The 19,911-nt window shown below is 71.4% G+C and carries 20 protein-coding genes; 8 read left to right on the top strand and 12 right to left on the bottom strand.

The genetic code is table 11. The features are described 5' to 3' along the window. Positions 1 to 26 precede the first annotated feature (26 nt). Positions 27 to 536 carry a hypothetical protein gene (locus EHS43_RS14465; protein ID WP_260470530.1) on the top strand — a complete coding sequence of 170 codons (510 nt, stop codon included), beginning with the start codon at positions 27 to 29 and terminating at the stop codon, positions 534 to 536. Positions 537 to 753: 217 nt separating this feature from the next. Next, positions 754 to 1,281 (top strand): GIY-YIG nuclease family protein, encoded by a 528-nt coding sequence (locus EHS43_RS14460; protein WP_125191183.1) that lies wholly within the window; start codon positions 754 to 756, stop codon positions 1,279 to 1,281. 36 nt (positions 1,282 to 1,317) lie between these two features. Here the strand turns inward: EHS43_RS14460 and EHS43_RS14455 are convergent, their stop codons facing one another. The 3 genes from EHS43_RS14455 to EHS43_RS14445 form a co-directional block, all read right to left on the bottom strand. Continuing rightward, a complete protein-coding gene (locus EHS43_RS14455; RefSeq protein ID WP_260470528.1) occupies positions 1,318 to 1,617 on the bottom strand; it encodes a hypothetical protein in 300 nt (99 codons plus the stop codon). Positions 1,618 to 1,633: 16 nt separating this feature from the next. Continuing rightward, positions 1,634 to 2,500 carry a dienelactone hydrolase family protein gene (locus tag EHS43_RS14450; RefSeq protein WP_260470527.1) on the bottom strand — a complete coding sequence of 289 codons (867 nt, stop codon included), beginning with the start codon at positions 2,498 to 2,500 and terminating at the stop codon, positions 1,634 to 1,636. A 518-nt stretch (positions 2,501 to 3,018) separates the two neighbouring features. Further along, on the bottom strand, positions 3,019 to 3,453 hold the full coding sequence (locus EHS43_RS14445) for a VOC family protein (protein WP_125191181.1): 435 nt from the start codon (positions 3,451 to 3,453) through the stop codon (positions 3,019 to 3,021). A gap of 92 nt (positions 3,454 to 3,545) precedes the next feature. Between EHS43_RS14445 and EHS43_RS14440 the strand changes: the two genes are divergently transcribed. Next, the gene (locus EHS43_RS14440; protein ID WP_125191180.1) at positions 3,546 to 4,943 is read left to right on the top strand and encodes an erythromycin esterase family protein; all 1,398 of its coding nucleotides are present in this window, start codon (positions 3,546 to 3,548) and stop codon (positions 4,941 to 4,943) included. A gap of 136 nt (positions 4,944 to 5,079) precedes the next feature. After that, positions 5,080 to 5,883: a class I SAM-dependent methyltransferase gene (locus EHS43_RS14435; protein WP_125191179.1), complete on the top strand. Its 804-nt coding sequence runs from the start codon at positions 5,080 to 5,082 to the stop codon at positions 5,881 to 5,883. Positions 5,884 to 5,887: 4 nt separating this feature from the next. Here EHS43_RS14435 and EHS43_RS14430 read toward each other — a convergent pair whose 3' ends face one another. From EHS43_RS14430 to EHS43_RS14420, 3 genes are all read right to left on the bottom strand, one after another. Then, a complete protein-coding gene (locus EHS43_RS14430; protein WP_260470526.1) occupies positions 5,888 to 6,385 on the bottom strand; it encodes an ATP-binding protein in 498 nt (165 codons plus the stop codon). Positions 6,386 to 6,518: 133 nt separating this feature from the next. Further along, entirely contained in the window at positions 6,519 to 7,220 is a 702-nt protein-coding gene (locus EHS43_RS14425) for a GAF and ANTAR domain-containing protein (RefSeq protein ID WP_260470529.1), read from the bottom strand. Between the two features lie 482 nt (positions 7,221 to 7,702). Beyond that, positions 7,703 to 8,713, bottom strand: coding sequence for a zinc-binding dehydrogenase (locus EHS43_RS14420; protein WP_125191177.1), 1,011 nt, complete (start codon positions 8,711 to 8,713; stop codon positions 7,703 to 7,705). 205 nt (positions 8,714 to 8,918) lie between these two features. On the opposite strand from EHS43_RS14420, the gene EHS43_RS14415 reads away from it, so the two are divergent. Then, positions 8,919 to 10,691, top strand: a complete 1,773-nt coding sequence (locus tag EHS43_RS14415; protein ID WP_125191176.1) for a serine/threonine-protein kinase — start codon at positions 8,919 to 8,921, stop codon at positions 10,689 to 10,691. 56 nt (positions 10,692 to 10,747) lie between these two features. On the opposite strand, the gene EHS43_RS14410 is transcribed toward EHS43_RS14415, so the two are convergent. Further along, a complete protein-coding gene (locus tag EHS43_RS14410; protein ID WP_125191175.1) occupies positions 10,748 to 11,173 on the bottom strand; it encodes a VOC family protein in 426 nt (141 codons plus the stop codon). A gap of 164 nt (positions 11,174 to 11,337) precedes the next feature. Here EHS43_RS14410 and EHS43_RS14405 point away from each other — a divergent pair, with 164 nt between their 5' ends. From EHS43_RS14405 to EHS43_RS14395, 3 genes are all read left to right on the top strand, one after another. Beyond that, positions 11,338 to 11,787 (top strand): Rrf2 family transcriptional regulator, encoded by a 450-nt coding sequence (locus EHS43_RS14405; protein WP_125191174.1) that lies wholly within the window; start codon positions 11,338 to 11,340, stop codon positions 11,785 to 11,787. A 23-nt stretch (positions 11,788 to 11,810) separates the two neighbouring features. Beyond that, positions 11,811 to 13,094 (top strand): amidohydrolase family protein, encoded by a 1,284-nt coding sequence (locus EHS43_RS14400; protein ID WP_125191173.1) that lies wholly within the window; start codon positions 11,811 to 11,813, stop codon positions 13,092 to 13,094. Positions 13,095 to 13,156: 62 nt separating this feature from the next. Beyond that, entirely contained in the window at positions 13,157 to 14,344 is a 1,188-nt protein-coding gene (locus tag EHS43_RS14395; protein WP_125191172.1) for an acyl-CoA dehydrogenase family protein, read from the top strand. A gap of 36 nt (positions 14,345 to 14,380) precedes the next feature. On the opposite strand, the gene gap is transcribed toward EHS43_RS14395, so the two are convergent. The 5 genes from gap to EHS43_RS14370 form a co-directional block, all read right to left on the bottom strand. Beyond that, complete coding sequence (gene gap, locus EHS43_RS14390; RefSeq protein ID WP_125191171.1) at positions 14,381 to 15,379, bottom strand: type I glyceraldehyde-3-phosphate dehydrogenase; 999 nt, start codon at positions 15,377 to 15,379, stop codon at positions 14,381 to 14,383. Between the two features lie 112 nt (positions 15,380 to 15,491). Continuing rightward, positions 15,492 to 16,448: a GlxA family transcriptional regulator gene (locus EHS43_RS14385; protein ID WP_125191170.1), complete on the bottom strand. Its 957-nt coding sequence runs from the start codon at positions 16,446 to 16,448 to the stop codon at positions 15,492 to 15,494. Positions 16,449 to 16,468: 20 nt separating this feature from the next. Next, entirely contained in the window at positions 16,469 to 16,897 is a 429-nt protein-coding gene (locus EHS43_RS14380; RefSeq protein WP_125191169.1) for an OsmC family protein, read from the bottom strand. Between the two features lie 55 nt (positions 16,898 to 16,952). Then, positions 16,953 to 17,924: a phosphotransferase enzyme family protein gene (locus tag EHS43_RS14375; protein WP_125191168.1), complete on the bottom strand. Its 972-nt coding sequence runs from the start codon at positions 17,922 to 17,924 to the stop codon at positions 16,953 to 16,955. Positions 17,925 to 17,958: 34 nt separating this feature from the next. After that, positions 17,959 to 19,626 (bottom strand): hypothetical protein, encoded by a 1,668-nt coding sequence (locus tag EHS43_RS14370; protein WP_125191167.1) that lies wholly within the window; start codon positions 19,624 to 19,626, stop codon positions 17,959 to 17,961. Positions 19,627 to 19,911 lie beyond the last annotated feature (285 nt).

Here is a 19,911-nt window from a genome sequence, read left to right as displayed (position 1 = left end):
CCTCAGCCCCCCAAGGAGCACCCACCATGTCGTCGCCGCTCGTACAGAAGGCCGAGACGGCGACCCCGGCCGCCCCCGACCCCGTCGCCGCCTTCCTGCGGTTCCTCATCCTCGGAGGCGGCGTCGGGGTCCTCTCCGGCCTGGTGGTTCCGCTGCTGGCCACGCTCCTGCCCTGGGCGGTGGGCAACGCCCTTGTCACCGCCGCCTCCACCCTGCTGTGCACCGAGCTCCACGCCCGCTTCACCTTCGGCACCGGGCGCCGCGCCGGGTGGCGGGAGCACTGGCAGTCCGCCGACTCGGCGACCGTCGCCTACCTCGCCACCACCGCGGCCGTGTACGTCCTTCACCTGATCCAGGGCGCCCCCGGCGTCCTGACCGAGCAGATCGTCTACCTCAGTGCCTCCGGGCTCGCGGGCCTGGGCCGGTTCGCCGTCCTGCGCCTCTACGTCTTCGCCGCCCGTCGCGGCCACGAGGCGACGGTACGGCCCCTGGTCCGGCAGCGGCAGGGGGCCGGGCCGGTGGCGACAGCGGCCTGAGACCGCACCCTCGTAGCGTGCGGTGCCCCGTTGGGGGGTGCGAGATCGACTGGAACGAGGCGCGCCTGCTCGATCGTCTTCACGCTCTCCGGCCGGATCGACGCTTGGTCTCCGGAGCCGGTGTCACACCCGCGTGGGACCGTGAGGGCATGGACGAACGGCGCGCGGTCGCGGCCGGGACGGCCACCGCGTGCCCCGAGCCGAGCGAGGCCGCGTCATGACGGACATCGACACGCAGTTCCTGCGCAGCCTGTTCGACGAGGAAGGCAGCCTCCACACCGCGGGCCGCACCGCCCTGTACCGGCTCTACGGGCTCGAAGGCCTGCTGTACGTCGGCATCTCCACGTGCCCGCTGACCCGTATCCGCACTCACCTGCGCCAACAGCCCTGGGGCTCCCACGTCATCGGCGTACGGATCGACTACCCGAACGACGCGCACGCGGCCGAACGCGACGCCGTCCACACCGAACGGCCCCTGTACAACGTGGTCTTCAACGGTGAGAGCCCTCCCCCACCACCCAACCGGCCCGCGCGGCTCAAGGCCGAACTCGCCGCGCAGCAACGGCGACTGGCGCAACTCCGGGACGCGGTACCGCAGTCCACCACTCACCTACGTCTCATCCTGCGCGGCATCACCGCGGCGGAGGCGAGAATCGCGAGGCTCGCCGGGGACATCCAGCGGGCCGAGGAGACGGAGTCTGCACGACGCCCACCCGGACGGCGGTCCAGACGGGCCCAGCCATGAGGACGTGCGGTACAGGCGCGCACCGCCTCACACGGCTCAGGCCTGGGTGAAGCCGTTCATGATGGCGGTGGGCCGTTGGGTGGCGGAGTCCCAGGCGCCCATGGTGTCGCCGGTGAACGGCGACATGCACTCCGGCTCCCAGTAGAAGATGCCCTGCCCGCCGCTGGACCTGAGCGCGTTGATGTAGGCGACCAGGGACGCCTGGGTGGCCGAGGCCCGGTCCACCCGGCCGCCGAACTCGCTCTGCAGGAACGGCTTGCCGTACGCGGCGGAGATCTTCTGCATGTTCGCCACGATGCCGGGGGCGAGGTCGGCGCTGCCGTAGGAGGAGAACACCGTGTGCTCGGCGTCGTCACGCCGCCGGCAGGTACGGGCAGGTGCCGCGGTACGACGCGATGCCGGTGGGGTCGGCCGGCCCAGGGCACAGGAACTGGGGGTACCGGGTGTCGCTGTCCACGAACGTCTTCAGCCAGGGGATCAGGAGCCGCATCTCAAGGGTGTTGGGCTTGGTGGGGAAGAGATGGTTCGCCCCGGTCAGCTGGAGGTACGCGTTCTCCGTCGAAGCCGGCAGGGTGGCGTGGAGTCCGTCGAGGTAGGACGGCGTGACCGTGGTGTCCGCCGTGCCGCCCATGATCATGGTGGGCACCCGGTCGGCTGCCAGGTTCCCGGACGGCTTGAAGGGTGCGAGGCCGACGGCGGTCTTCAGCGACGGTCGCCGCTCGGCCGCGACCAGCGCTCCGCCGCCGCCCATGGAATGGCCTATCACCGAAAGCCGGTTGGGGTCGACCCTGGTGCGGACCGGGCTCTTCTGGGTGAGGTAGTCCAGCGCGGCCAGCAGCTGGGTTCCCCTGGCCGTGTCGAAGTCGGTGCGGCTGTTGGTCTCGACGCCGATCACGACGAATCCGAACGAGGCGAGCCAGGGGCCCATCCATGCCTCCTCGTCGGCGAAGCGCGCGGTGTACCCGGGGACGATGGCGACCGCGCCCCAGGTGCCGAGGCTGGTGTCCGTCGGGTAGTAGATGGTCCCGCCGTTGAACCCGTTGCCCGGTGAGACGGTCATCTGCGCGGTGGCGAACGTGCCCCGCGTGGCGGCGACGCTGGCCAGGGTCGGGGCGGGCCCCCGCTGATACGGATTGTCGGCCGCGGATGCCGGAACCGCCGCCACGGCCGTGACGAGCAGTCCGAGTACCGCGGCGATCGTCACGGCCAGGCGCCGCACCGGGCCGTTCGTTCGGTGCCCGGGTAATGGGGCGTTTCGGCGAGGGTGTGGGGGCCGGGTGAGGGTGACTCGTTCGGGCATGGCGACGAACCTCCTGGTGCGAAGGTGGGGGGACACAGGAGTACTGGAGTGAGCGACGTGCGCGGTACGGGGCGCCGCAGGGCCGGTGTTCCCGGTGCGTACGCGGTCCACCGATCGCGTCGGCGTCCGCGGTGTGAACGATCCCAGAACGGGTGGAGAGCGCGGTGACGCGCCGCCGGGGCCGGCCTCCCCCGGCGCGTCACACGCCGGGCGGCCCGCTGCGAGCGCCGCCGCACGGAACTCTCGGTGCATCAGGCAGCTTCTCCACCGAACAGGAGCCTGTCAACCAACCGTGCACGTCGAAAACCTTCGAGCGCCCGTCGACGCTTCCCGCACACAAAAACCGTTCTTCACAGGGCGCTTGACGGCACGTCAGCGACGTTTCCACCCTCGCTTCACATGGGAGCGATCCCAGATCACCTTCGTGGTAAGCATGCTCAGTCGAGACAGAACTCGTTGCCCTCGACGTCCTGCATCACGATGCACGACTCGTTCTCCTCATCGGCGAGCAGCACTCGCTCGCGCTTCGCGCCGAGCGCCACCAGCCGTGCGCATTCGGCCTCCAGCGTGGCCAGACGTTCCTCGCCCACGAGCCCGGTGCCGACCCGGACGTCGAGATGCACCCGGTTCTTGACGACCTTGCCCTCGGGAACACGCTGGAAGAACAACCGCGGGCCCACGCCCGAGGGGTCGGAGCACACGAACCACGCATCCCGTTTCTCCGGTGGCAGTGAGTGGTTGAACTCCTCCCACGTCGCGAACCCCTCGGGCGCGGGCGGTACGACGTATCCGAGCACCTCGCACCAGAAGCGGGCGACGCGCTCGGGTTCGGCGCAGTCGAAGGTGACCTGGACCTGCTTGATCGTAGACATCGGCGCAGGCTACCGCAGTAGCGCCTGCGGTACCCGCGGGTGGGCAGCGTGGGGGTTGGTGGCACACCCGGGGCGCGCGGAAACCTACAAGCATGACACGACACAAGGCAGTTGTCCTCTCCTCGGTCCTCCTCTCCCTCAGCGCGATGGCGGTCTCCCCCGCGGCCGTCGCAGACACCGGGCACGCGTCACCCGCCTCGGTCCCGGTGTCGCGGGCATCGGCTTCCGCGCAGCAGGAGGAGCGGGTGGTCGACGCCATCGAGCGCAGTGCGCACACCCTGAACAGCACTGAACCCGGCGGCAGTTCGCGCGACCTGCGCGCGCTGGGCCGCATGCTCCGGGGCGCCGAGGTGGTGGGGCTGGGCGAGGCCACCCACGGTTCGCGGGACTTCTTCCGCACGAAGCACCGGGTCTTCCGCTACCTGGTCGAGGAGAAGGGGTTCCGGACGTTCTCCCTGGAGCTTCCGTGGAGCAGCGGGGTACGGCTCAACGAGTACGTGCTGGGCGGGAAGGGCGAGTTGAGGGACATCGCGCGTGAGGAGTTCCAGGGGTCGTACCGGATCTGGAACAACCAGGACTACATGGACCTCATCGAGTGGATGCGCGGCTACAACCTCGGCCATCCTGACGACCCGGTGCAGTTCATGGGCGACGACATGGGCTACGCCGGGCCCGAGCTGTACGAGCGGGTGACCCGGCAAGTGGCCCGCAGGTACCCGCAGTTGCTGGACCGTGTCACCGAGCTGTACCGCGGACTGGCACCGACGACCGACGCCGGCAGCTACAGCGCGGAGTACTTCGAGCTGCCGCTCGCCGAGCGCAGGGAGCGGGCCGAACGCACCGGGAAGGTGTACGAGCTCCTGCTGGAACAGCGCCCCGGCCGCGGCGCCGACGAGCGGGACCGTCTGTGGACGGTGCAGCACGCGAGGGCCATCCACCAGATGGCCGCGGGCATGGCCTTCGACTTCACCGACGAGGGACAGGTGGCGGCGATGATGAGGTTGCGTGACCAGGTCATGGCCGAGAACGTGGCCTGGTGGCACCGGTACACCGGTGACCGGATCCTGCTGTCGGCACACAACACCCACGTGTCCTACGACTCGTTCGACGCTCGGTACCCCAAGACCCAAGGCGCTTTCCTGCGCGATGCGTTGGGCAAGGACTACGTCAGCATCGGCTTCAGTTTCCACCACGGCGCCTTCAAGGCCTTCGGCACCGAGGACAACGTGATGCGCACTTACCGGGTGGGCGCCGCGAAGCCGGGCTCCAACGAGCACACCCTCGACAGGGCCCGCCAGGAGGACTACATCCTCGATCTGCGTACGGCCCCGCGTCCCGTGCGTGCCTGGCTGGACGAGGAACGCGCCACCTGGAACATCGGCGCCGGGTGGCCCGACCCGGTGCAGTACACGTCCGCCCTCGGCCGCGCCCACGACATCCTCATCCACCTGCACGACGTCGAGGCGACCACTTATCTGGGCACCCCGTGATTCCGTGCCGGGCGGGCCGCCGGTCTTCCGGGCGACGCCAGGTCGATCCGCCTTTCACGAACCGTGCGCGAGAGCGGGCGCGACGTGACGGCTGACAGAGTGGGAACCCGGCCCGCGGTAGGAGGGAGGCATTCCCGTGTTCGACTACGACTCCGAGCTCGCTCGCCATCACGAGCGGCTGCTGGAAGCGCTGGGCGTCCGCTCCGGTGACCATGTCCTCGACATCGGATGCGGCACCGGCCTCACCACCCGTGACGCGGCCCGGGCGGCGTCACCGGGTACCGCGCTCGGCATCGACGTCTCGGGGCCGATGCTGGAGAGGGCCCGCCGCCAGGCCGCGGCGGAAGGGCTGCGCAACATCGGTTTCGTGCAGGGCGACGCCCAGGAGCACGCGTTCCCGCCGGAGCGCTTCACCATGGCCGTGAGCAGGTTCGGGACGATGTTCTTCACCGACCCGGTCGCCGCGTTCGACAACATCGGGCGGGCCCTGCGCCCTGGTGCGCGCTTCGTGCAGCTGGTCTGGCAGGCCGCCGAACGTCAGCAGTGGCACACCGCGATCCGCGCGGCGCTCTCCGGCGGGAGCGCGGCGCCGGAGCCCGCCTCGCCGGCCGGTGACCCGTTCTCGCTGGGCGAGCCCCACGTCGTGGCCGATGTTCTGACCCGGGCCGGCTTCACGGCGGTGGAGGTCGCCGACGTCCGCGAGCCCGTCCGCTACGGCCCGGACGCCGAGCGCGCGCTCGCTGCCGTACTCCAACTGCGGATGGCGAAGGAACTGGTCACCGGCCTGGACGCCGTGTCCGCCGAGCGTGCCCTCGAACGACTGCGCGAGACTCTTGAGGCGCGGGACACCGGCAACGGCGTGTGGTTCGACTCCCGTGCCTGGCTGGTCGTCGCGCTCCGGAGCCCGGGGCGCGGCAGCGCGGCGAGCGCGCGCGTATGAGCCGTCAGGCCCCGGCCCGGCCGGCGAGCTCCCCGAGACCGGCCTCGTCACTCTCGGCAAGGCGCAGGTGAGCGGTGATCTCCTTGCCTCTACCGCGGGGGGTGACGACGACTCTGTCACTGACCGAGTGCACCAGGCGCAGGCCGTGCCCGCCGACGCGGCCGCGCTCCGGCGGCTGCACCACCGGCGCGTCGGGGGAGGTGTCGTACATGCTGATCGACAGCTCCTCACCGGTCAGCCGCAGCGTCAGGGCGCAGGGGCCGGGCGCGTGCCGCAGCACGTTCGTGACGAGCTCGCTGACGACGAGTTCGGCGTCGGTGAGCCGGGAGGCGGGGACGGCCGGGCGATCGCAGCCCGGAGCGTGGGAGAGGACGGCACGCACATCCCGCCGCGCTTCCGCGGCGCGGGGCGTACGCGGACCCCAGGCCGCGGCATAACGCAGCCTGGCAAGATCGTCCCTGCCCACCTCATCCGCCGCCTGCTTCATAAGCGGGATGATCATGTGGAGCTCTTTCGTCGCGTTCAACCTTCTGTGGCCGGTTGCCGCTCTAGCGGCTACCCGGTCACCGGGCACGTACGCAGACCGTGTGCGGTCCCACGGCAGCCGTGCGAGCCGTGGGTGGCCTTCGGTGGGCTCAGGCCTGGCCGGGGCGGTCGGAACGGACCCGCTGGGCGACGTCTCGCAGCTTGATGTTGTGCTGCTGCGAGATGCGCCGCAGCACGCTGAAGGCGTCCTCCTCGCTCAGCTTGTGCCGTTCCATGAGGATGCCCATGGCCTCGCCGATGGCATGGCGGGTCTTCATGGCGTCCTCGAGCTGGTCGATCGTACGGGCGTCGGCCAGGGCGACGGCGGCGTGCGAGGCCAGCATCCAGCCGGCGGTCTCGATGTCCTTGTCGAAGGCTCCGGGGCGGCGGGAGTACAGGTTCAGCGCGCCGAAATCCTCGTCATGGGTGTAGAGCAGCACTCCGGTCATACTGCCGATGCCCAGGCCGCGGGCCCCCTCGGCGAAACGCGGCCAGGCCGGTTGCGGCTGGGTCATGTCCGCGATCCGGAACGCGCGCTCTCCCTTGCCGCCGTCGGAGCGGGCCGCGAGATCGAAGCACGGCCCCTCGGCCAGCTTGCCCTGCAGCCGGTCGGACGCCTCCACCACGTCACCGCACGAGGACAGGGTGACCGCACGTCCCTTGCGGACCGCCAGGATTCCGGCCGCGTCGCAGCCCTCCACCAGGCGCACCGCCGACTTCGCGATCTCGTCCAGCGTGTCCTGGATCGACTCCTGCGCGAGCAAGTTCCGCGCGAGCTGGGCCATCGCCTCGGCGAACTCCCGCCACTCCACTGCCACCACCCACCTCCACCGGTGCGGCCACCCTACCGCCGACCCGCTGCCCGCCGCCGCGCCAGGTGCCCTCGGCCCGCGGCGAGCGGCCCTGCGGCACCCGAAGCCACGGCTGTCGGTGCCGCGTGAGACTGGTGTGCTCGACTACGGCGCGGTGCGGTCCACGCCGCGACGGACCTGGTCATCGGAGGCCGGCCGGCTCCGGCAGCAGCCGCCCGAGGGCTTCTGCGTGCGGGCCGAAGCCACCCGTCGGGAGCGGAGAGGAAAGGCGCGTGACCGGAAGGCCGTACCCGGGCACGGCCTCTCCGGCTCGTGTCTGAACCGGAGAAGCCTGGCCGGTGCGGCCCCCATGGGGTACGCCGCCACGCCCGGCCTGACCTTCAAGTCCCCAGCTCCGCCCGTGCTACTCCTGTGCGATCAGGGCCGGCAGGGGCCGGACCGTCGTCCTTGTGCGCGAGTGGCGGTCCGCGGTGGACACCGTTTCAACGGTCCGCGTGCCGGACGCGGACGACCAGCTTGCCGGTGGCCCGGTCGTGCTCCATGTCGTCGTGGGCCTGCGGCACCTGGTCGAGGCCCTCGTAGACGCGGTCCACGGGGAAGGTGAGCCGGCCGGCGGCGACCGCGTCCAGGATCTCCTGGAAGGCATCCCGCGGCAGATCGGCGGCATCACCGAAGTAGCCCGCGAGTCGTACGCCCCTCGGCAGGTACTCGTTCGGGGAGAAGTCCCGCACCGTCCACTGGTTGGAGAGGCTGCCGCCGAAGCAGGCCGTGCCGTGGACGCGGACCGTGCGCAGGGTGTCGGGCAGGGTGGGCGTGCCGACCAGGTCCAGCGCGGCGTCGACGCCGTGCGGGTAGAGCTCGCGCACGGCGGGTGCGATCTCGCCGGTGTCGAGGACCGGGTGGTCGACGCCGTGCTTCGCCAGCAGGGAGAGGCGGTCGGCTCGCCGGGTGGTGGACAGGACCGTGGCGCCGCGCCAGGTGGCCAGGGCGGCGGCCGCGAGACCGACCGAGGAGGTGCCGCCGCGGATCAGCACGGACTGGCCGGGCCGGAGGTCCAGGCCGACGGTGAGCGAGCCGTAGGCCGTCTGCACCATCTCCGGCAGCGCGCCCAGCACCTCCCAGGGCAGGTCGGTGTCGACCGGGATGACCTGGGACAGGGGCACGGAGGTGTACTCGGCGTAGCCGCCGTCATAGGTGCGCCCCATGTTCCCCATCATCGCGACGACCTTCTGCCCGGGGGTCAGCCCGCTGCCGGCCGGGGCCGCGTCGACGGTGCCGGCGGCCTCGATACCGGGTACCCGGGGGAAACTCACGCCCTCGCCGAGCCCCAGCCGGAGCTTCAGTTCGGAGCGGTTGAGGCCGAACGCCTCGACGCGGATCCGCACCCAGCCGTCCCTCTCGGGCGGGAGCGGGAGGGTGGTCGGCCGCAGGTTCTCCACGGGGCCGGGAGCGGAGAGCCGGATCGCGCGCATCGTGCTCGGCGAGGACGTCATGAGCCTGCTTTCCAGCCGGGGACAGAAAAGTCGGTCGCCGGTGGACAACATGCAGACGCCGCGGGCGCATTCCCGACTCGCCCCGCTTGTCGCACAAGCGGACGACGGAGGTGAGCGATTTCCTGAACACCTGCGCGAGCTGAGTTACGCTCGTCTCCCGCTACGGGCGAACTGGCGTGCATCGAATGTGACTTCGGGGGACTTCTTGTCGGGACAGCGGCCGCCGTCGGCGGACGACGCGGCTGCCGCGCTGCGGCAGACCGGTGCCTTACCCCTGCGGCTCGGCGACCCGAGGCGCGTCGGGCCCTACGCGCCGGTGGCCCTGCTCGGCAGCGGCGGCACGGGACGCGTCTATCTGGCGCGTCCCGCGGACGACAGCCCGGGTCTGGTCGCGGTGAAGGTGATCAGGCCGGAGTACGCCGAGGACCCCAGGTTCCGGCGCCGCTTCGAGCGCGAGGCGGCCGTGCACGCCCGCCTGCGGACACCGCACGCACCGCGGCTGTGCGGCACGGGCTTCGAGGACGAACTGCTGTGGATGGCCACGGAGTACCTCCCCGGCTTCGATCTCGCGGAGGCCGTCAAGGAGTACGGCGCCCTGGGGACGGCCGCGGTGTGGCGGCTGGTGGCGGAGCTGGGACAGGCGCTCGCGAGCCTGGCCGTCGAGGAGATCGTGCACCGCGATCTCAAGCCGTCCAACGTCCTGCTGTCCGTCCGGGGCGCGCACGTGATCGACTTCGGGATCTCGAAGGCAGCGGACGCGAGCGCGATCACCGGCACCGGCAACCGGGTGGGAACTCCCGCCTACATGTCGCCCGAACATCTGCGGGAGGGCCGCTCCGACACCGCGTCCGACGTCTTCTCGCTGGCCGGAACCCTGGTGTACGCGGCGACGGGGCGCGCCCCCTTCGGCGACGGCACCGGGGTCGACGTGATGCACCGGGTGGCCTACGAGAACCCCAACCCCGAGGTCCTCGGTGAGATCGCGGCTGCGGACGAGGAGCTCGGCGCCCTGCTGACCGCCTGTCTCGACAAGGAGCCCGCGGAGCGACCGACCCCGCGGGAACTCATCGACGCGGCCCGGGCGCACCCCGTGCCCGCGACCTGGCCGGAGCCGCTCGGGGGCAAGGTGCTCGCCAGGCAGCGGGCGTACGAGGCCCTCCACACTCTGCCGGTCGCGGACCTGGGCTGCCTGAGGTCCCCGGGCGAAGTGCCGCCGCCTCTGTCCGCGCGTCCGGCCCGGCCCGCTCACCTGTCCGTCGTTCCGGACGCGCGGCCGCCCGCGCCGGCCGGGAGCACTCCTGCCCCGCCTCCGCCGGGCCCTGCGAAGGCGGCCCTCTCCGGCAGGCGCAGAAAGGCGTTACTGGTCGCCGCCGCGGCACTCACGATCTGTGTCGTGGCCGCGGTGGCGTTGCTGCTCGGCCACCAGGACGCGCCCGCCACAGCAGCCCCGAAGGCCGGTGACGTGACGGCCGCCGGAACCGGCTCGCGGGACGCCTCCGGCAGGCCGGTGTCCCCGGGCGGGGGCGGACTGAGCCGCCCGGAGGCCGACGGCGCCGCGGCCGAGGACGCCGCTGCGGCCGCGACGGCGGGGGCCTCGTCGGCGACGCCCTCTGCCTCGGGCTCGTTCGCCGACCGGGACGACGACGCCCCGGCCTCCGGTGGCGAACCGTCCGCCACAACGCCCGCCACGCCGTCCCCCGAGAGCCCGTCCGCCGGGACCGGCTCCGCTCCCTGGCTCTCGGAGTGCACCTACTACGAGGGCAATGGACGCACCCGCCTGGGCGACAGCGGCCGACGCGTCCAGCAGGTGCAGTGCATGCTGACCGAGCGCGGATACAGCGTGGGAAGCACCGGCGTGGACGGCGAGTTCGGGTCGGGGACCGAGAGCGCGGTCCGCGCCTTCCAGAACGAGCATGGCCTGGACGCCGACGGTGTCGTGGCGCACGACACCTGGGTCGCGCTGCGCAGCGCCGACTGACGACCCGGACCCGCGCCACGTTCACTCGGTGAACTCCATGCCCGGGGCCGCGCGGTTCAGCGGACCGGCTCGCCGATGCCCAGCAGGTTGCCCTCGCTGTCGCGGAACCAGGCCGCGCGCTCTCCCCGCGCCTTCTTGCTCGGGTAGTTGCCGTCGACGTCGGCGATACCGTTCCTCGTGCGGAGACCGGGGACGTCGATCTCCTCGAAGACCACTCCGCGCTGCCGGAGTTCGGCCACGGCCGTCTCGATGTCGTCGACCTCCCATCCCATCTGGGTGAAGGTGCCGGGTGAGGCCCCCGTCGACCGGAAGAGGGCGAAGTCCGTGCCCCCGCACCGGTAGAGCAGTCCGCCGGGACGTTCGTCGACGGGCTCCAGACCGAGCTTGTCGGCGTAGAAACGCCGGGCCCGGTCCAGGTCCTGGACGGGCAGCCGGGCCGCCACGCGCCCCCGGGCCAGGATGTTCCTGTCATCTGCGGTCATGCCCCCACTGTGCGCCCCGCGACGGGCGAAACGTCGGCGGCTCGGGGTGGCGCGGCAAGAGGTCGTCCGGGGTCATCACGACCTTGACTCCCAGGCTTGACGGGTACTTAACTGTAACTACTGTAGTTGCAGTTACGCTGGCGACAGTCGGGCGAGGAGGGGAGATGGCGGGCCTCAGCAGCAGGAGTGCGGTGGCCATTCACGCGCTCACCATGCTGGCGCACCGGGGCGGGGGCTCACTGACCTCCGCGGAGATCGCGGACAGTCTGGCGAGCAATCCGGTGCTGGTGCGGCGCATCCTCGGCCGCCTGCGGGACTCCGGCCTGGTGCGGTCCACCGAGGGTCGCGGTGGCGGCTGGTCCCTTGCCCGCGCCCCACGGGACATCACGCTCAACGACGCCTATACGGCCGTAGAGGAGGGGCGCATCCTGTCGCGGCACGCCCATCCACCCAGCGACGCGTGCGAGGTCGGACGCAACATCTGCGACCTGCTCGAGGTGGAGTTCCAGGACGCGGAACGGGCCCTGGAGGAACGGCTGAGCCGGACGACGATCGCCCACCTGTTGCGGCAGGTGCGGGAATCCGAGCACCAACTCCCGTCGGCGAATGGCTGATCGGTCACGGAGGAGCGAGAGCAATGACCTATGAACCCGAGCTGATCACGAGGGCCGAGGTTCCGGATCCCGCGCCTTACGACCTCGTCATCCGCCGTGCGCACGTCTTCGACGGGCACAAAGCGCTCACCGGGCTGTACGACATCGCCGTCAAGGGCGGACACATCGTCGCCGTCTCGGCGGAGCCGCTGAGGGGCGTCAAGGAGGTGGACGCGGCCGAAGGCTGGGTGATGCCGGGGCTGATCGACACCCACATCCACTTCTACGACGTGTTCGCCGTGTCCGGTCCGGAATCGATGGGGGCGTTCGAGGAGAACGAGCTTCCGGGGCTGCTCGACTCGTTCCTCCAGCACGGGATCACCACCATGAAGTCGGTCGGCGATCCGACCGAGGCCATCCTGGAGGCGCGGGCCCGTATCGCTGCGGGCACGTTACGAGGTCCCCGTCTCCTCGTGACCGGCTGCGGCATCACCGGACGGGACGGGCATCCGGCCGCCACCGTCTTCAGCGGCAACCCGTGGGCCCGCGCAAGGTTCACGGGCGAGATCGACAGCGTGCGGCAGATGCGGGACCTGGTGAACCATCTGGCCGACCGCGAGGTGGACGCGATCAAACTCCTGTCGGAAGGTGCGTGCGCGCACTCCGGTTCACCCAAGTACGTCTGGCACATTCCGGCTTTCCCGGAGGCTGTCGAGCTTGTGCGGCTCCCCCTCGACTTCCTTCGCGCAGGTGTCGAGACCGGGCACGAGCGCGGTCTCAGGGTGACCGTCCACACGACCCAGCAGGTCGCGGCGCGCGAGGCGGTAGAAGCCGGCGCGGACGGCTTGGAGCACGGTGTCACGGTCGAGCCCCTCACCGACGACTCGCTCATCGATCTGATGCTGGAGCGCGACATCACTTACACACCCACACTCTGGGCCCATGACGCGAGTCACCCGGACATACGGGGCAACGTCAAGAAGGTCGCCGACGCCGGCGTGCGGATCGCCCTGGGCAGCGACACCTTCAGTGGCCGGGGCAGGTTCGGGGCGAACACGCTGGAAGAGGCCGAACTGATGGTGGCCGCGGGGATGACGCCCCTCCAGTCGCTTGTCGCAGCCACCAGCGGCGCTGCGCGGCAGTGCGTCCGCCCCGATCTCGGCGAGGTGCGGCCCGGCAGGCGTGCGGACCTGATCGTGTTGAACGCCGATCCCACCCAGGACATCAGCAACCTTCGCGAACTCGGCATGACGATCCTGAACGGGGAGATCGTCCACGAGGCCCGGCCGTCGCACACCGACAAGAGCGGGACCGGAAAGGGGCGTTGACACGCGTCGGGTTCGACGTCACGGTGAGGGTTCCGCTGCGTATCGGGCCCGGAGGTTTCGCCTTGGCCGCTTCATCCGTACCGAACCCGGACGCCGAACTCGTCGAACGGGTACGGAAACTGCAGCCCCTCATCCGCTCCCACGCCCTGCGCACGGAACGGGAACGCCGGGTCACGGGTGAGGTCATCGCGGCACTGACGGACGCCGGGGTCCATCGTATGAACGTCCCGCGCCGGTACGGTGGTTACCAGTCCTCGGCGCGCACGCAGGTCGAGGTGCTGAGCGAGGTGTCGGCCGCGTGCGGGTCGACCGGGTTCACGGCGCTGATCCAGGCCGGGTGCGCGTTCATCGCGGCGCTCTTCCCGGACGAGGCCCAGGACGAGATCTTCGCCGACCCCGACGTACGGGTCAGCGGCACCCTCGTCCCGAAGGCGAAGGCCCGTCCGGTGGACGGCGGTTACGTGGTCGACGGCACCTCGCCGTTCGCCACCGGCTGCCAGGACTCCGACTGGCATCTGCTGACCGCGGTGGCGGAGTCCGGGGAGGGACACCCACCGGAGTTGCTGTGGACGGCCGTTCCGATGGCCGAGCTCGACGTGCTCGACGACTGGCACGTCGCCGGTCTCGCCGGGAGCGGCAGCAACAGCGTCGTGGCCCGTGAGGTCCACGTCCCGGCCCACCGCGTCCTGCCGCTGGGGCCATTGCTGGGCGGATCGTTCCCGTCACGGCTCAACGGCGCCGACCCCTTCTACGGCATGCCGGTCCTCCTGCTGTTCTGCGCCTGGACGGCCGCCGGGGCCCTGGGTCCGGCCCGGGCCGCGCTCGCCGAGTTCGGCGAGCGCATCCGGCAGCGGGGCATCACCTACACGGTCTACGGGCGTCAGCACGAGGCCCCGGTGACGCATCTGCAGTTCGCCGAGGCCGCTATGAAGATCTCCAGCGCCGAACTGCTCACCGCCGACTACGTCTCGCTGATCGACGCCCGGGTCGCCGACGGCAACTCCTACACGACGGAGGAACGGGCCCGGATCCGCGCCCAGAGCGGCTATGTGGCACGGCTGTGCAAGGAGGCCGTGGACCTGATCGGCTCCGCCTCCGGCGCGTCCTCGCTGCGACTGGACGTGCCGGTGCAGCGGGCCGTGCGGGACCTCAACGCCCTGAACCTGCACTCCTTCGTCAACCCCGCCGCCAATCTGGAGCTGTACGGCAGGGTGCTGTCCGGGCTGGACGCCGGGACACCGTTCCTCTGAGGCCCCGCTGCGGCGGACCGGACCGCCGGGAGCCGGTCAGCCGTTGGCCAGGAGCTCCAGCGTGTCGATCACGCGGTTCGAGAAGCCCCACTCGTTGTCGTACCAGGCGACGACCTTCACATGGCGGCCCTCCACGCGGGTGAGCGCCGAATCGAAGATCGACGAGGCGGGGTTGCCCGTGATGTCCGAGGAGACCAGCGGGTCCTCCGAGTACTCGAGGATGCCCGCGAGGGGCCCTTCGGCGGCCGTGCGGTAGGCGGCGAGCACGTCGTCGCGGCTCACGTCGCGGGCGACCGTCGTGTTGAGCTCGACGATGGAGCCGACCGGGACCGGCACGCGGATGGAGTCGCCGGACAGCTTGCCGTCCAGGTTCGGCAGCACGAGTCCGATCGCCTTGGCGGCACCGGTCGTCGTGGGCACGATGTTGACCCCGGCGGCCCGGGCACGGCGGGCGTCGCGGTGCGGCCCGTCCTGGAGGTTCTGCTCCTGGGTGTAGGCGTGCACCGTGGTCATGAAGCCGTGCTCGATCCCGGCGAGCTCGTCGAGGACCGACGCCAGCGGGGCGAGCGCGTTGGTGGTGCACGACGCGTTGGAGACGACCGTGTGCACGTCCGCGTCGTAGGCCTCGGTGTTGACCCCGTAGGCGAGCGTGACGTCGGCGCCGTCCGAGGGCGCGCTGACCAGGACCTTCTTCGCGCCCGCGTCGAGGTGGGCGCGGGCGGCCTTGGCCGAGGTGAACCGTCCGGTGGCCTCCAGCACGATGTCGACGCCGAGCTCGGCCCAGGGAAGCTGCGCCGGTTCGCGCTCGGCGAGCACGGTGATGCGGCGGCCGTCGACGACCAGGGTGTTCCCGTCGACGGTGACCGGGCGGCCGAGGCGGCCGGCCGTGCTGTCGTAGGCGAGCAGCCTGGCGAGGGTGGCGGGCTCGGTGAGGTCGTTGACGGCGACGACCTCCAGGGCGCTGTCGCGTTCGAGGAGCGCGCGCAGCACATTGCGTCCGATACGGCCGAATCCGTTGATGGCGATGCGAGTCATGAATTGGTGTCCCTTCCCTATGCACACCAGGCTCGCGCGCGGCCTCCCGTGCTGACAGTGGCGCGATCGCCACGGTTCAAAAGGATCGCGCCAAGGCTCACCGAAGGAGGGACTACTCGCCCTGGGTGAACGTGCGCCGGTACTCGCTCGGCGTCGTCCCGAGGATCCGGTGGAAGTGCGTCCGCAGATTCGCGCCGGTCCCGAGCCCGACGTCGGCCGCGATCTGCTCCACGCTCCGCTCCGACCGCTCCAGCAGCTCGCGGGCCATGTCGATGCGGGCGCGCATGACCCACTGCATCGGCGTGTATCCGGTCTCCTCGACGAAGCGGCGCGAGAACGTGCGCGGCGAGACGGCGGCCTGGCGCGCGAGGATGTCGAGGGTGAGGGGTTCGTCGAGGCGGTGCAGGGCCCACTCCCGGGTGGCGGCGAAGCGCTCGCCGAGCGGCTCGGGCACACTGCGCGGCACGTACTGCGCCTGGCCGCCGCTGCGGTAGGGGGCCGCCACCAGGCGCCGGGCCGCGTGGTTGGAGGCGGCCACGCCGAGGTCACCGCGCAGGATGTGCAGACACAGGTCGATTCCGGAGGCGGCGCCGGCCGAGGTCAGCACGCTGCCCTCGTCGACGAACAGCACGTTCTCGTCGACGCGGACGAGAGGGTGCCTGGCCGCGAGCGCCCTCGTGTAGTGCCAGTGGGTCGTGGCGCGCCGGCCGTCCAGCAGACCGGTCGCGGCCAGCGCGAAGGCGCCCGTCGAGATGGCGGCCAGCCGTGCGCCCCGGCCGTGGGCGGCGACCAGGGCCGCGACGACGGCGGCTGGCGGATCCTCACGGTCCGGGAACCGGTAGCCGGGAATGAAGACGAGGTCCGCCCACGCGAGCGCCTCCAGCCCGTGGGCGACGTGGTACGACAGCCCGTCCCCGCCGCTCACGAGACCGGGGGCCGCCCCGCACAGCCGTACCTCGTACGGCATGCTCGCGCGCGTGGTGAACACCTGTGCGGGGATGCCGACGTCCAGGGGCTTGGCGCCTTCGAGGACGAGAACGGCGACGCGGCGAAGGCGGGAGGCTGGCACGGGGACAGGCTACGCAGGGGTCAGGCGTCCGTGACGGTCGCGGTGACGGGCGTGCCGATCTCGACCGTGCGGCTGACCGTGCACAGCCGGTCGTGGGAGGTCTTCACCGCCCGGGGCAGGATCGTGCGGGCCCGGTCCGCGCCCTCCCCGTCCGGGAAGGTGACGGTGAAGGTGACGGCGAGGTCGGTCAGCCGGTTGCCGAGCTCGTCGTTGACCTTGTTGCCGCTCACCTCGACGGTGAAGGAGTCGGGCTCGGCGTGACGGGTGGTGGCGAGGTCGACGTCCACCGCCGTGCAGCCGCCGAGGGCGGCGAGGAGCAGTTCGACCGGGGTGAACTCGCTGTCGGGGCCGGTGCCGAAGGTGATCGTGCCGCCCCGGACGTTGGTGGCGACGAAATGGCCGGCGCCGGTGCGCTCGACGGTGACGGACCGTGCGGAGTTTTCGCTCATGCCGAGGAGCGTAGTGCCAGGTGGCGCCGTGGACGGCACCGCCGAAGTCCCGCGCTCACCACTCCCCCGCCAGCACCTCCGTCAGCCGCGAGACGGCGGCGAGCTCGGGCAGGCCGCGCAGCGCGGCCACGGCCTCACGGCTGCCGAACGCGCGCTGCTCGGCGGTCAGCGTCGGGTCGACCGCGCACTCGGCCTGCACGTACACGTAGTTGAGGTCCGTCGCGAACAGCGTCGAGAAGGCGTCCAGCCCCTTGATCACCGCGCGGCCACCGGCGTCCCGGTAGGCACGCACCACGCGCCGTGCCGCCTCGGCGTCGAAGTCGTTGCCGCCCGACCACACGTGGACGGCACGGGCCAGTTCACGCTCCGCCGAGACGGGCCCTGCATTGTCCCAGTCGAGCAGGACCGGCCCGTCCGCTGTGACCAGGACGTTCTGGGGTCGCATGTCGAGATGGGAGGTCACCACGTCGCCTGGGGCGGACGGCGAGACATACCGGGCCAGCTCAGCGGCCCCGGTGGCGACGAACCGGCCCAGCTCCCCCGCCCAGGGCAGGCCGGCCCGCTCCACCTTCTCCAGCAGTTCCGCCCATTCGGCGGCCGGGTTGCAACGTTCGTACCAGCTGCTCGGCGTCCCGCTCGCGCCCTCGCCCGCCTTGTGCAGGAGGGCGAGCGTACGGCCGCACCAGCCGAGGATCTCCCGGTCCGACGGGTCGGCCACGGTGCCGTCGACCCAGTCGTACAGCTTCGCCCAGGAGCCCTCGGGAAGCCGTACGACACGGGCGCCGGTGCGGTCGGACAGGAGGCGGGGTGCGGAGACGCCCAGCGTTTCGGCCGCGTCCCGCAGGGCGGACTCGGCGCCGACGTCCGGCTCGTCCTTCTCGAAGAGCAGTTCCTTCACCGCCCACGCGGTGCCGTTCCCGGACAGCTTCCAGATCTGCCCCAGGGCGCCGCGGGCGACGGGCGTCATCGTCCGGCTCCCCGCGCCGAGTCCATAGGCATCCGCGATGAATTCGGCCGTGTTCCGCATGCAAGTCCCCGTCCTGGTAGCCCAGTTGACGAGCCTAGTCGCAGCAGTCGGCGACGCCGGTGTCCAGGCGGCAGAAGCAGGACGCCTCGACCGGTACGTCGGCCAGGGCGGCGGCGATCCGCAGCTGCTGGGCGACGATCCGCGCCTCCGCGTGCTTGTTCCCGCGGACCAGGCACTCGTGGAGGCCGTGCAGGGCCCACACGTTGCCCGGGTGCTGGAGCGGTCGCGGGAGGGTGTCGTCGAGGCCGAGATCGGCGCGGTAGACGGCCTCGGCCTCGGCGACGCGCCCCTGTTCGAGCAGGAGGGCGCCGTAGGCGTGGCGGGTCGGCTGCATCCAGCCCCAGGGTTCGTCGTAGGGGAGGTTGTCGTCGAGCTCGACCGAGCGTTCCAGTGCCGCGAACGCCGCATCGAACTCGCCCTTTCGGTAGGCGAGTTCGCCGTCCAGCATCGCCGAGGCGATGGCCAGGATGTCGTTGCACGTGTTGTTGAAGAGCATCCGGGTCCCGGGGACCTCGCCGACCGCCCGGTGGAACAGGGCGCGCTCGCGCTCGGCGTCGGTGACGCGGCCGAGGGCGGAGCAGGCCACACCGCGGGCGTAGTGGAGCATCGCGGTCGTCACGCAGTACAGGCGCGGGTCGGCGGGCAGCGGGAGGTCCAGGATGTCGGCCCAGCGGCCGAAGCGGATCAGGACGTGGACGCGCATCGCGAGGAACGCCTCCAGCCAGTCGGCCATGGGCGGGCTCTCCACCCGCAGCAGCTCCTCCGGGATGGACGCCTCCAGCTGCGCGGCGGCCTCGAGGGCGGTCTCCGACTGACCGAGGAACATCGCCCCGTAGATCTTGAAGTGGTGGTTGTGCGAGCGGTAGAGCGTGTAGAAGTTCATCGCTCCGCCCCTGGCCAGGGCCTTGTCGTCGGCGGCGATCGCGGCGCTGTTGTCGGCCACCACCCGCCGGTAGTCGCCGCACAGCACCTCCAGGTGCGAGGGCATGTGCAGGAGGTGTCCGGCGTCCGGCACCAGACCGCGCAGCCGGTCCGCGACGGGCAGGGCGAGTTCGGGTGTGGGGGACATCTCCATGAGGTGGACGTACAGGTGCAGGACGCCCGGGTGGGTGCGGCCGGTGGCGCCGGCGAGCGAGCGTTCCAGGACCTCCCGGGCCTCGCGGGTGCGGGCGCCGGTGGCGGGCTCGCCGGTGCGCAGGTCCCACAGCTGCCAGGGCGTGAGGTTCATCAGCGCGTCCGCGTACAGGGCGGCCACGTCCGCGTCGTCGGGGGCGAGTTCGTGGACGGCCCGCATGCTGTCGGCGTACGGCGCGTTCCACACCGCGCAGTCCTCGGCGGGACTCGCCTGCGGGTAGCGGGCGCGCAGGGCACCGATCAGGGCGCGCTCGACCGCGGTGGCCCGCACGGCGGCCTTCCGGTGTGCCGACTCGCCGGCCGAGTGGGTGCGTTCGACGGTCCGGGCCAGGTCCCGGTCGTCGAAGAACTCCCAGGGCTTGTTGTAGTTGGGGCCCAGCGCGTAGGCGATGCCCCAGTGGGCCATCGCACAGTCCGGATCGGCGGCGGCCGCCTTCTCGAAGCAGGCCACGGCCTCCTCGTGGTGGAAGGCGTACGTCCACACCAGGCCGCGGTCGAACCAGAGTTGGGCCTCGGCCGAGTCGGTGGTGACGGGTCGGCCGTGGGAGCCGAGGTCGTAGTACTCCATACGCCGCTCCTCGTACTGCGCGCTGTGCTGTACGGGAGTCGATTCTGCCCGAAGAGGGGCCTTTCGGGCGCGTGAGGGGCGTTCTGTCCCCCGAACGAAACGCAGGTGCCGGAGAGAGGACGCGTGAAGCCGTCAGTCCTCTCTCCGGCACCTGCCGGGCGGTGCTAAGCCGTCACACACGGAAGATCTCGAGGAAGCTGCTCCAGAAGCCCTTCTTGGCCGGCTTCTGCGCGGCGGGCGCGGGGATGCGCGCCGACTGCTGGGGCTGCTGGACCACGGTCGGGC

It is taken from the genome of Streptomyces sp. RP5T (genome assembly GCF_003933965.1).
Lineage (GTDB): Bacteria > Actinomycetota > Actinomycetes > Streptomycetales > Streptomycetaceae > Streptomyces.
Note: the sequence above shows the minus strand (reverse complement) of the source record. Positions and strands in the feature narration are given on the sequence as shown.